Annotated in this window: 10 protein-coding genes and 1 pseudogene; 5 read left to right on the forward strand and 6 right to left on the reverse strand. The window is 73.9% G+C overall.

Annotated features, from left to right (window positions below):
- Positions 1-143: 143 nt before the first annotated feature.
- A complete protein-coding gene (locus tag GHR20_RS20510) occupies positions 144-1688 on the reverse strand; it encodes a glycosyltransferase family 39 protein (protein ID WP_153814012.1) in 1545 nt (514 codons plus the stop codon).
- A 166-nt stretch (positions 1689-1854) separates the two neighbouring features.
- Here GHR20_RS20510 and GHR20_RS20515 point away from each other — a divergent pair, with 166 nt between their 5' ends.
- Positions 1855-2088, forward strand: a complete 234-nt coding sequence (locus GHR20_RS20515; protein WP_194858936.1) for an RNA polymerase subunit sigma — start codon at positions 1855-1857, stop codon at positions 2086-2088.
- A gap of 15 nt (positions 2089-2103) precedes the next feature.
- On the opposite strand, the gene GHR20_RS20520 is transcribed toward GHR20_RS20515, so the two are convergent.
- The 3 genes and pseudogenes from GHR20_RS20520 to GHR20_RS20530 form a co-directional block, all read right to left on the reverse strand.
- Positions 2104-3693: a transporter gene (locus GHR20_RS20520; protein WP_153814013.1), complete on the reverse strand. Its 1590-nt coding sequence runs from the start codon at positions 3691-3693 to the stop codon at positions 2104-2106.
- Positions 3690-4466: an ABC transporter ATP-binding protein gene (locus GHR20_RS20525; RefSeq protein WP_111583832.1), complete on the reverse strand. Its 777-nt coding sequence runs from the start codon at positions 4464-4466 to the stop codon at positions 3690-3692. Before GHR20_RS20525 ends, GHR20_RS20520 begins: the two co-directional genes overlap by 4 nt.
- Positions 4467-4523: 57 nt before the next feature.
- Positions 4524-5188 (reverse strand): annotated as a pseudogene (locus GHR20_RS20530) (bifunctional DNA primase/polymerase).
- Between the two features lie 257 nt (positions 5189-5445).
- Between GHR20_RS20530 and GHR20_RS20535 the strand changes: the two are divergent.
- Both GHR20_RS20535 and GHR20_RS20540 read left to right on the forward strand, forming a co-directional pair.
- The gene (locus GHR20_RS20535) at positions 5446-6831 is read left to right on the forward strand and encodes a transcriptional regulator (protein WP_111583830.1); all 1386 of its coding nucleotides are present in this window, start codon (positions 5446-5448) and stop codon (positions 6829-6831) included.
- A gap of 201 nt (positions 6832-7032) precedes the next feature.
- The gene (locus tag GHR20_RS20540; RefSeq protein ID WP_153814014.1) at positions 7033-8613 is read left to right on the forward strand and encodes a hypothetical protein; all 1581 of its coding nucleotides are present in this window, start codon (positions 7033-7035) and stop codon (positions 8611-8613) included.
- 33 nt (positions 8614-8646) lie between these two features.
- Here GHR20_RS20540 and GHR20_RS20545 read toward each other — a convergent pair whose 3' ends face one another.
- Entirely contained in the window at positions 8647-9987 is a 1341-nt protein-coding gene (locus GHR20_RS20545; RefSeq protein WP_187279143.1) for an ABC transporter substrate-binding protein, read from the reverse strand.
- Positions 9988-10104: 117 nt separating this feature from the next.
- On the opposite strand from GHR20_RS20545, the gene GHR20_RS20550 reads away from it, so the two are divergent.
- Positions 10105-10605 (forward strand): hypothetical protein, encoded by a 501-nt coding sequence (locus tag GHR20_RS20550; RefSeq protein WP_111583828.1) that lies wholly within the window; start codon positions 10105-10107, stop codon positions 10603-10605.
- Positions 10606-10711: 106 nt separating this feature from the next.
- A complete protein-coding gene (gene purU, locus GHR20_RS20555) occupies positions 10712-11593 on the forward strand; it encodes a formyltetrahydrofolate deformylase (RefSeq protein ID WP_111583827.1) in 882 nt (293 codons plus the stop codon).
- Positions 11594-11653: 60 nt separating this feature from the next.
- Here purU and GHR20_RS20560 read toward each other — a convergent pair whose 3' ends face one another.
- Positions 11654-12169, reverse strand: a complete 516-nt coding sequence (locus GHR20_RS20560; protein WP_148024966.1) for an EF-hand domain-containing protein — start codon at positions 12167-12169, stop codon at positions 11654-11656.
- Positions 12170-12172 lie beyond the last annotated feature (3 nt).

The raw sequence follows: 12172 nt of genomic DNA on the forward strand, positions 1-12172 counted from the left end.
CGGTCCGCCTCCCGCCAGAAAGATCCCCTCCGAGACGGCGATCATTCCTGACGCGGTGTCACTCGAATGAGCGGTGTTGTCCGCAGGGGCAGTATTTTCGAACGCAGGTTCGCAAAAACGGCCCGTCCGGACGGGCCGTGGCCTCACGCGTACATCCGCAGCTCCGGCCAGATCTCCCCCCACGCCCGCCGCGGCCCCTCGCACACGTACACATGCCCGCCGCGCTCGATGTTCGGCGCGCCCCCGGGGTCGGAGAGCGTCGCCGCCTCCCGCACGTGACGGAAGTAGCGGCGCAGCTTCGCCTCGTACCCCGGGAGATACCGGGGGTCGGGCGCGATCGCCACCACCGTCGTGGCGCCCGGGTCGCCGGGGCCCCACCACCAGTCGGTGTTCTGCGCGCCCGCGGCGGCCGGCAGCCCGGTGCCGCGCCCCAGCTCGTTCACGGCGCCCGCCTCCCCGTAGTCCGCCGCGAAGATCACCGCGTGCGCGCGCCGCCCGGCCGGCAGCCCGGTCCACACCTGCCGCACGGTCCCCACCAGCCGGGGCCAGCCCTGGGTCTCCCCGGAGATCGGGCTGATGCCGTACGTCCAGGCCACGTCGGCGGGCGGCAGCACCGGCAGCACGATCACGGCGGACACCGCGGTCGCCACGGCCGTGCCGAGCACCAGGCCGCGCCGCCGCTCCCGGCCGGCGTACAGCGTCCCGTCGAGCGCCACCGCCCCGGCCGCGAGCAGGCACACGTACAGCCCGGCCAGGTAGTACACCTGCGCCCCGGTCGTCACCGCGAACAGCACGAACAGCACGCCGTACGCGATGGCCAGGCTCCGCCACAGCGGCCGCTCGGACCGCCACAGGAACCGCAGCCCGGCCACCCACACCGCGATCAGCGCCAGGCAGGACATGCCGAGCTGGCCCACGACCCAGGTGACGATGTTCCCCGGGCCGCCGTGCTCGGCGTTCAGCACCCGGGTCATCGCGAACACGGCCCAGCCGTGCCGCGACTGCCACCACAGATCGGGCAGCACCGGCAGGACGGCGATCAGCGCGCCCCCGAGCAGCCGGCGGTCGGCCGCGGTCCGCCGGGCCGGGCCGAGCAGCACCGCCGCCAGCAGGACCGCCCCGAAGACCGCCGCGAGGTGGTTGAACTCCGCCCCGACACCGACCAGCGCGCCCGCCGCGAGCCACCACCGGGTGTCGCCGGTGCGGCCGATCCGCGCCACCACCAGCGCGATCGCCGCCCAGGCCAGGGTCTCGTACGACGTGGTGTTGGCGATGTGCGCGCTGCCCAGCAGCACCGGCATGGTGCCCGTCGCGACCGCCGCGAGCAGCTGCGGGCGCCGCCCGCCGCCGAACTCCCGCGCGGTCAGGGCGCCCACCACCACCGTGCCCGCCGCGGCCAGCGCGGGGAACAGCCGCAGGCCCGTCGCCGACACCCCGAACAGCTCCAGCGAGACCCTGGCCAGCAGCGGCGCCAGCACCGGCTGGTCCACATAGCTCGCCTGGAGGTGCCGGGCGCAGTCGAGGAAGTACAGCTCGTCCCGGTGGAAGCCGTAGCGCGCGGAGAACGCCATCAGCAGCGCGAACACCGCCGCCGCGACCGCGTACACCCGCCGGTCCGGCGGCGCGGGCCGCCCGTCGTCGGTGTCCCCTCCGCCGCCCGCCGGCCTCGCGACCGCCGCGTCCGTCATCCCCGACACCCCCGTCCCGGTTCCCACCCCTGCCGCCCACGCGGCTCCGGGCCGCCCGTACCTTACGCACCCCGCCCGCGCGGGGCGAGACCGCGGCGGACCGGGCCCCGGCTCCGGCGGCCCGGCCGGGGCCGCGCCGCGCACCGTCGCGGGCGGCGCGCGCATCATGCGGTACAAGGCCACGATCGCCGACCGGGCCCCGGGCCTCGAACGCCTGGAGTGGTCGGTCGACGGCCCTCCGGGCCTGCTGGCCCGGCGCGCCGGGGCCGTGCCGACCGTCGCCTCGTTCGCGCTCACCGGCGGCCTGGTGTCCCGGGGCCAAGTCGTCCGCGACCCCGCGACCCCGCGATCCCGGGACCCCGGGAAGCCGGGGCCGCGGGCGCGGGACGGCCGCCCGTGAACCGGCCGGTGGCGCTCAGCCCTTGCTGACCGCCGCCAGGATCTCCGGCAGCCGTCCCGCCGCGCGCGGGGCCGCCAGGCGCAGTCCCAGCAGCGCGATCCCGGCGCCGTAGAGCGCCCCGGCGGGCAGCAGCAGCCAGGTGCGTCCGACGCCGTCCGTGCCCTGGGCCAGCCACACGGTGAGGGCGATGTAGGGGGCGCACAGGACGGCGGCGGTGAGCATCCCGCCGAAGAGGCCGATCCAGGCGAGGCCCGCCTGCCCGGGCACGACGCTCTTGAGGCCCTCCTGCGGGACGGAGTACGGGTACCGCGCCGACGCCCACGCCCCGGCCGCCAGCAGCGCCCCGAGCAGCGCCAGGGACATCCCGAGGACCCGGGGCAGCATCGGCCAGGCGTCCAGCAGGGCGACGTTCAGGACGGTGACGAGCGCGGCGTACGGGAGGGTGATCAGCAGCAGTGCGAGGGCCCGGCCGCGCAGCTCCTCGTACGCGTCCCGGGGCGAGGAGATGGTCAGGGCCACCATCCAGAAGGCGGAGGTGTCCTGCCCGAACTGGTTGTACATCTGCAGGCCGAGCATCCCCGCGGCGAAGCACGCGAAGTAGACCGAACCGGTGTGCTGGAGCGCGTAGAACACCGGGATGAGCAGCCCGATCGCCAGCGAGGACACCCAGCCGGCCTTGGTCTTCGGATCCCGCCACACATAGCGCAGGGTGCGCTCCATGACCGCGCCGGTGCGCCCGTCGGGCAGCAGCCGCGCGCGCCCGCCCGTGCGCCGGCGTTCCGCGCGCCCGCCGTCCGCGGCCTGGAGCGTGGACCCGTCCGGCGCGGTCACCAGCTTGATCATGCTCCGCGCCCAGCCGGCCACCAGCGCCACCAACGCGGCCGCCGTGAGCGCGAGTTGCGCGAGCGCGACGCCGTACGACCCCTCGCTCGCCGAGCGCACCGCCGCCACCGCCGACGCGGGCGGGACCCAGGACAGTACGTCCGCCACCGGCCGCAGCTGCCCGAGTCCGCCCGAACCCAGGCGCCGCGCCGTGAAGTTGACCAGCTGGCTGCCGACGGCGATCACCAGCCCGCTGAGCACGGCCAGATCGCGGCCCCTGCGGCTGGTGAGCAGCCGTACGTTGGCGGCGGCCACGGCCCGCGCGAGCGCCACGCACACCAGCAGCGCGAGCACCAGGGCGACAAGCGCGGTGAGCCAGCCCGCCGCGCCCCGCGCCGGCACCAGCACACAGCCGAGCAGCAACAGCAGGGTCACCAGCGGGCCGACCCCGACCAGGGAGGACACCAGCAGGGCGCGCATCAGCGGCAGGGGCCGCAGCGGCAGCATCACCAGCCGCGTCGGGTCCAGCGTCTCGTCCCCGGTCGGGAAGAACAGCGGCAGGAAGGCCCAGCCCAGCGCCAGTACGGCCGTGGCGGTCACGGAGACCACCTCGCCGTGCGGCTGCCGGCCGAGCAGGATCATGCCCGGCAGCTGCACGAGCGCGAACAGCAGCGCGAGGACGCTGGAGACGATGAACGCGTCCCGCCGCCCCCGCGACTGCCGCAGCCCGCCCCGCAGCAGGGACAGCTTCAGGCGTACGACGGTGCCGGTGAGGTGCGTCATCGGGGCGCCCCGCCGCCCAGCCAGTCGAGATCGGACCCGGCGGCCCGGCCGTTCGCCCCGACCAGCTCCAGGAACGCGTGCTGGAGCGTGGGGTGCGCACCGCGCACCTCGGCGAGCGGCCCGGCCGCGCGGATGCGGCCGGCCGCCAGCACCGCGACCCAGTCGCACAGCGACTCGACCAGCTCCATGACGTGGGAGGAGAAGACGACCGTGGCGCCGGAGCCGGTGTACCGCTCCAGGACGCCCCGGATGGTCTGCGCGGACACCGGGTCCACGCCCTCGAACGGCTCGTCCAGGAACAGCACTTCCGGGTTGTGCAGCAGGGCCGCGGCCAGGCCGATCTTCTTGCGCATGCCGGTCGAGTAGTCGACGACCAGCTTGTGCTGGGAGCCGGCCAGGTCGAGCACGTCCAGCAGCTGGGTGGCCCGCTTGTCCACCTCGGCCCCGGGCAGCCCGCGCAACCTGCCGGTGTAGCCGAGCAGTTCGCGTCCCGACAGCCGCTCGAACAGCCGCAGCCCCTCGGGCAGCACCCCGATCCGCGCCTTCACGGCCACCGGGTCCCGCCAGACGTCGTGCCCGACCACCTCCACGGTGCCCTCGTCCGGCCGCAGCAGCCCGGTCACCATGGACAGCGTGGTCGTCTTCCCGGCTCCGTTCGGCCCCACCAGCCCGATGAACTTCCCCGCGGGCAGCTCCAGATCGATCCCCCCGACGGCCACCTGCTCCCCGAACCGCTTCCAGAGCCCCCGTATACACACCGCGGTGTTGGTCATGCCATGAAGGTTACGGGGGGCGTTCCGGGCCGGCAGGGGCACGGAGAGCCGCGTACGTCAGCGGTCCCGGCCGCAGGCGTACGCCAACGCCGAGACCAGTTCCTCCACATCCGGCAGCCAGCGGTTCGCCGGCGTCGGCCGCCGCGCCCACTGCACCGCCCCCCGCCCCCGAACCGGGTCGGCGGCGCCGCCACGTACGCCCCCTCGCCCAGCGCCACCAGATCGAGCGACGCCGGCACCCACCCCAACTTCCGCACCAGCTCCGGCACCTTCGCCGAACCGCCCGGCAGCACGAAGAACTGCATGCGCCGGTCGGGAGAGAGCGCGACCGGCCCGAGCGTCAGCGACATCCGCTCCAGCCGGGCCAGCGCCAGGAACCCCGCGGTCTCCGGCACGGACAGCGCGTCGAACGTGCGCCCCGTCGGCAGCAGCACCGCCGCCGTCGGCTGCTTCTGCCACAGCCGCCGTACCACCGTCGCGCTCCCGGTCGCCTGGGTCGCCCAGTCGGGGCGCGCGGGGTGCGCACCCGGCGCAGGGCAGGACGCCTCGCCGCACGAGCAGCGCGGCATACCGCGGTCGGCTTCCAGCCAGGTCCCCGGGAACACGTCCCAGTGCCGTTCCTCGGCGTAGCGCACGGCGGTCTCCTGCGGCGAATCCCCGCGCTGCTGCGGAATCTGCCCGGCAATCTGACTGTCTTCGGCGGCCGCGATCGTCTCTTCCACGCCCCACTCAACTCCCGCACCCACCTGGAGTTACGGCCCTTGCCCCGCGCGGGGAGGAGCATCGCCCGCCCGCCCGGGGCGCATGGGTGCACCTGCGGGGGCGCGCGGTAGGGGGCGGGGCGTGAGTTGGGTAGCCAGGAGTGGGGTTGGCATCAGCCGGTACCCGGCAAACCGCATATGTCACGCATTGACGGCATGTCAGCTGGGCACTGATCTTTCCGAAACGTCACGCTCCAGGGGTTCCCAGGGGGTAGCACATGGCCGCACGGCCTCTCGTCGCCAGGCAGCCGAACGAACGGCTGCAAGCACTCATCCAGGAAGCGGGGTGCTCCAACGCCGGACTTGCCCGGCGGGTCAACATGTGCGGCGCCGAGCACGGCCTCGATCTGCGCTACGACAAGACATCCGTGGCCCGCTGGCTGCGCGGCCAGCAGCCGCGGGGCCGGGCGCCCGCGATCATCGCGGAGGCCCTCGGCCGCAAGCTGGGGCGCACGGTCACGATCGACGAGATCGGCATGGCCAACGGCAAGAACCTCGCCTCCGGGGTCGGTCTCCAGTTCTCGCCGACGGTGCTGGGCGCCATCGAGCAGGTCTGCGAGCTGTGGCGCAGCGACGTGGGGCGCCGGGACTTCCTCTCCGGCTCCTCGGTCGCCGCGTCCGCGCTGGTCGAGCCCAGCCGCGACTGGCTGATCTCCGCGCCGGACGCCCAGGTGGCCCGGCAGGCGGGCCCGCGCGTGGGCCAGTCCGACGTGGCGGCCGTACGGTCCATGACCCAGGCGCTCACCGACCTGGACCACCAGTTCGGCAGCGGACATGTGCGCCCGGTCCTGGTGCACTACCTCAACAGCGTCGTCTCCGGACTGCTCGCGGGTTCCTACCGCGAGTCGACCGGCCGCGAACTCTTCGCAGCTGTTGCCCGGTTGACCGAGCTCGCCGGATACATGGCCGTGGACACCGGCCAACCCGGCCTGGCCCAGCGGTACTACATCCAGTCGCTGCGCCTGGCCCAGGCCGCCGGGGACCGCGGCTACGGCGGGTACGTCCTGGCCGCGTCCATGAGCCATCTCGCCGCGCAGCTCGGAAACCCGCGCGAGATCGCCCAGTTGGCGCGCGCCGCGCAGGAGGGCGCACGCGGCCATGCGACCCCCCGGGTGGAGGCGATGTTCCACGCGGCCGAGGCGCGCGGGCACGCGCTGCTCGGCGACGCGCGCGCGGCGGGCGCCGCGACCGCCCGGGCGGTCTCCGCGATGGAGCAGTGCGACGACGACTCCGGGGACGACCCGGTGTGGATCCGGCACTTCGACGGGGCCTACCTGGCCGACGAGTTGGCGCACTGCCACCGGGACCTCGGCCAGCCCGAGCAGTCCGCGCGCTACGCCGAGCAGTCCCTCGCCGGACATCCCGCGTCCCGGGCCCGCCGGCGCGCGATCGGCTATGTGCTGCTCGCCACCGCCCAGGTGCAGCAGCGCGAGGTCGAACAAGCCTGCGCCACCGGCATGAAGGCGGTGGAACTGCTGGAGACGCTGCGCTCCAACCGGGGCGCGGAGTATCTGGACGACCTCCAGCAGCGGCTCGAACCCTTCCGGGAGGAGGCGGTCGTCAGGGAGTTCGGGGCCCGGCTGGACCTCCAGCAGGCCGCGTGAACACCGGCCCCGCGCGGACGTGAACATGTGGCGAACACCACCCCGGCACCCGCCGGATGCCATATACAGCGTCGTGCGGGGCCGTTCCGTTACTGCCGTCACGGGCGGACGGGCAGCGGACCGAGGTGCGTGGCAGCGGGCTCCGGGTACCCGGTAGCGTGGCCCGACGATTCACAAGGTCCCCCATTGGTAGGAGTCCCGGTGACGCAGAGTGGACAGGGCGAGGAGCTCTCGGCGCAACCCGCGCACGAAGGCATCGTGCTGCCCTCCGACGGAGGAGAGCCGCTGCTGCCGGGCATGAACGTCACGCCCGCCGGCGGGCAGGCATGGGGCGGAACCTGGGGTCCCGAGCAGCAGGCGCCGCAGCCCGGAGCGCAGGGCCAGGGCTGGCCCCCGGCGGCCGCCCAGCAGTGGGGCGACCACGGCGCCCAGGGAGGCCAGGCCCCGACCGGCGCGGGCCCGCTGCCCCCGGAGGGCGCACCGGCCCCGGCGTACGGCGGCCGGCAGCAGGACCCGTACGGCGGCGGCCGGCACCAGGCGTCGTACGGCGGTCAGCAGCCGGGCTACGGGGCGCAGGACCCGTACCAGCAGCAGGGCCACCAGCAGCACCAGCCGCCGCAGCACCAGGCGCACCAGCCGCAGCACCAGCAGCCGCAGTACCCGGCCCCCGGCCAGGCGGCCCCGCTGCCCCCGGCCGCGGACCAGGCCACCCACTATCTGCCGCCGGTCTCCGCCGCCCCCGCCGACGAGGGCGCCACGCAGTACATACCGCCGGTGACCGCCGGGGCGCTGCCGCCCGAGTCGCCCGGCGAGGAGACCCGGTACCTGGGGACCGGCAAGCAGACCCCGCCCGCGTCCTCCGACGCCGACGCCACCCAGTACATCCCGCCGTACCAGGCCCAGGGGCAGGGTCCGGCGCAGGGACAGGGCCCGGCGCAGGGACAGGAGGGGGACCGCCAGCCGCCCGCCGAGTTCGACAACCTCTTCCGCGGCGGCCCGGCCGGTGACGCCCCGGCCGGCTCCACCCAGCAGCTCCCGCGCGTCGATCAGCAGGACGCCTATCCGCCGGCCGCCTATCAGCCGTCGTACGACGGCCCCTCGTCGCCGTACAGCCGGCACGACGACGGGCAGGACGAGCGGCCCCGGCGCCGCCCCTCGAAGGTGCCCCTGATCGCGGCCGTCGGCGTCGGCATCGTCGTGGTCGGCGTGGGCGCGGGCGCGCTGCTCAGCAAGGGCGGCCCCTCCTCGGACAGCACGGACGACAACAAGACCGTGGCCTCCTCCTCCGCAAACCCGCAGAGCTCCGGGCCCGCCGCCGACCCGGCCCGCGCCCAGGCGGTCGAGCTGGACAAGCTGCTCGCCGACAGCGGCAGCAGCCGGGCCACGGTGATCAAGTCGGTGGCCGACGTCAAGCAGTGCGCGAGCCTGGACGGCGCCGCCGCCGATCTGCGCGACGCGGCCGGCCAGCGCGGTCAGCTGGTCACCCGGCTCGGCAAGCTCAGCGTGGACAAGCTGCCCGACAACGCCGCCCTGACGGACGCCCTGACCAAGGCGTGGCAGGCGTCGGCCGCGGCCGACAACCACTACGCGGCCTGGGCCGACCAGGTCAAGGCCGGCGGCAAGAAGACCTGCCACAAGGGCCACGCGAGGGGCACCGGCGAGGCGCAGGCCGGCAACCGCGAGAGCGGCACCGCGAGCCAGCAGAAGGCCAAGGCGGCGGCGCTGTGGAACGCCGTCGCCACGAAGTACGGCCTGACCCAGCGCCAGCCCACCCAGCTCTGAGCCCTACCGGCCCCGGGGCACGCGGGCGTGGAACTACTCCACGTCCGCGTCCGCCAGCGTGCCGGTCATGTCGGTGGTGCCGTCGATCCCGCCGACACCCCTGCGGGCCGCGACCAGTTCGCCGTCCTGCACCACCTGGAGGGTGACGTCGGCGTTCACCATCCGCGGGAAGCCGACCGAGGCCAGCCTGCCCTCGTAGGGCCAGCGCAGGGTGGGAGTGAGGCCCCCCGTGGAGACCGCGAGGCCGCCGTCCAGCGTCTTGCGCACGGAGTCGGCGCTCACGTCGTCGCCGCCGATCTTCTCCAGAACGGCCTTCAGCACGGTGTAGGCGATCCAGGTGGTCTGCACCCCGGCGTCCGCGGGGTCGATCCGGTTGTCGCCGAACGCCTCCTCGTTGATCACCTGCTTCATCCGCTTCCAGCGGGCGTCGTTCGCCGGCGGGTACCAGCCGGTGACGTACGCCCCCTCGTACGGCCCCGAGGAGCCGCCGGTCGCGTTGATCATCGTCTGGTCGACGCTGCCCAGCACCGTGCCGAGCCGCACCGCCGGATAGTCCGCGCGCTCGCGCCGGAAGGAGTCCATGAAGGTGTCCGTGCGGTCGCCGAGCGCGGGCACCACGCAGCCCTTCTTCAGCGCGTCGCCGGCCGCGTACCGGAGCGCCGCGTCGGACGGGGTGCCGTACGCGGTGAGGTCCTCCGCCACCAGCTGGTCCCGCGCCTGCGGGTGGCCGCCCGCCTTCAGACCGGAGTCGAGCAGGGCGGGCAGCTCGTCGCCCGCGATGCTGTCGGGACGGACCAGCGAGACGGGGCCGCAGCTTCCCGACAGCGCCCGGCCGAGACCGGCGAGCAGCGCGGGCTGGCCGCCGTTGACCGGGTAGGACATCATCCCGGTGAACTCGTCGGTGGTGACGCCGTAGCCCCCGATGTAGGGGATGCCGGCGCTCTCCAGCGGGGCGAGGAAGGAGTCGCCGAACTGGCTGTAGGAGCCGACCACGGCGACCACGTCCTCGTCGGCCGCGCGCCGGGCGCACTTGGCGGCGTCCACGCTGTTGTTGTGGTCGTTGCAGGTCAGGACCTGGAGCTTGCGGCCGCCGATGCCGCCCTGGGAGTTGATCCACTTGGCGTAGGCGAGGGCCATCGCCGGCATGCCCGGCTTGTTGGTGGCACCGGTGTCCTGCGGCGCCCAGGTCATGACCTTGACGGGGTCCGCGGAACCCGTGACGGACGGGAGGGCCCCGCAGCCGGCGGTGAGCGCGGCGCACACGGCGAGCGCGCCCAGGGTCAGGGCGCGCGCCCTGCCGGGGCGGCCGGAACGGGCCGTGGGGGAGGCGGAGGGGAGGGGGGACGTGCGGGTGGTGCGGGGCCTGCCGGTCATGGAGCCGCACGATTCCCTCACACCGCTAACCGCCGAGTGATCCACGGTCGACGGGAGGCGACTCCGGGGTGAATTGCGGGGGTCGATGCGGCGCGCGGGCCGATGAACGTACGATCGGTGACCGTGCAAGGTTCGGAGAACTCTTCCCGTCGCGGCCGTCGCTCCTCCACCATGGGCGGCATGCCTTTGAACGACATGCCGTGGTGGCGCTGGCGCACACAGGTGCGGTCGGCTCTGCACATGCTCTCCGACCCCGTCTTCCAGCGGGACGTCTGGCTGGCCGGCGTCGACGGCTACGGCGACGTCACCGACGCCGTGTACCGGCTGGTGGAGGACACCTGGCTGGACAACTGGTCGGCGGAGAAATACGTCGGCACGATCTTCCGCGACTCGCAGGAGGCGGCGCTCGTCGACACCGCCGTGCTGCGGGTGCTGCGGATCATGCACCAGGTCGGCCCGGACGCGCCGGTCTCCGCCTATGTCGACCACCCGGGCTGGCCGGAGGCCGTGCGCGCGGCGCGGGACGCGCATGTGCGGATGGCGGCGAGCGACGGCGAGGAGCCGGACACGCCGCCGAAGAGCCTGGAGGTCCTGCGGATCGTGACCCGGTCCGCGTGATCCTGGGCCGGTCCGTGTGATCCCGGCCCGGCTCGCGTGATCGTGACCCGGTCCGGGGAGCGGACGGCGGCCCGTCGCGGGGGCCGCGTATGGGACCCTGAGTCGCATGAACGAGCAGTCCGCGCCCGCCGCCGCCCCGGCCGACCAGTACGTCCTCACCCTGTCCTGCCCGGACAAGAAGGGGATCGTGCACGCCGTGTCCAGCTATCTGTTCATGACCGGCTGCAACATCGAGGACAGCCAGCAGTTCGGCGACCACGACACGGGCCTGTTCTTCATGCGCGTCCACTTCACGGCCGAGGAGCCGGTCACCGTGGACAAGCTGCGCGCGAGCTTCGCCGCGATCGGTGACTCCTTCCACATGGACTGGCAGATCAACCGGGGCGACGAGAAGATGCGCATCCTGCTGATGGTCAGCAAGTTCGGGCACTGCCTGAACGACCTGCTGTTCCGGGCCCGGACCGGCGCGCTGCCGGTGGAGATCGCCGGCGTGGTCTCCAACCACACGGAGTTCGAGGAGCTGGTCGGCTCCTACGGCGTTCCGTTCCACCACATCCCGGTCACCAAGGACACCAAGGCGGAGGGCGAGGCCCGGCTGCTCGACCTCGTCCGCGAGGAGCGGGTCGAGCTGGTCGTGCTCGCGCGCTACATGCAGGTCCTCTCGGACGACCTGTGCAAGCAGCTCAGCGGCCGGATCATCAACATCCACCACTCCTTCCTGCCGAGCTTCAAGGGCGCCAAGCCGTACCACCAGGCGCACGCCCGGGGCGTCAAGCTGATCGGCGCCACGGCGCACTATGTGACGGCCGACCTCGACGAGGGGCCGATCATCGAGCAGGAGGTCGAGCGGGTCGGGCACGGCGTGACCCCGGACCAGCTGGTGGCCATCGGCCGGGACGTGGAGTGCCAGGCGCTCGCGCGCGCGGTGAAGTGGCACGCGGAGCGCCGCATCCTGCTGAACGGACGCCGTACGGTCGTCTTCGCCTGACCTCTTGCCGGTCAGCGGGCCGCTCTTCGTCCTACCGGTACCGGGCCGCTGTCCGTGGTCTCACTGCTCGGCGATGGTGAAGTAGCGCGCGAACGCCGGTACGACGTCCCGCTCGTCGATCTCGCCGTCGCCGTCGGTGTCCAGGGCCGCGGCGATGGGCCCGGCGATCTCCTGGGGCACCTGGCACACCCGCAGCAGCCGCGCGGTGTCCTCGACGCCGACCCGGCCGTCGCCGTCGGCGTCCGCGACGGCCAGCGCCGCGTGCAGGAAGGGGCGGGCGATCTCGGCGAACCGGTCGGGGTTGTCGCGCAGCCGCTTGACCGCGCCGCCGACGAACTCCTGACGCGTGATGCGCTGGTCGCCGTCGCGGTCCGCGATCCCGGCCATGCCCTGCCAGAACGCCTCGGCCCCGGCGTACAGCGCCTGGCCCTTGTCGGAGCGCGCGGTCACGGCGAACTCGGTGAGCAGCGCCTTGGCCACCGAGTTGAAGTCCTCGCGGGCGATGAATCCGTTGCCGTCCTGGTCGAAGGTGGCGAACCGGGCGGCGATCCTGCGCTCGTACTCGGTGCTGACCATGTC

Source organism: Streptomyces sp. SUK 48 (assembly GCF_009650765.1).
In the GTDB taxonomy this organism is placed as follows: domain Bacteria; phylum Actinomycetota; class Actinomycetes; order Streptomycetales; family Streptomycetaceae; genus Streptomyces.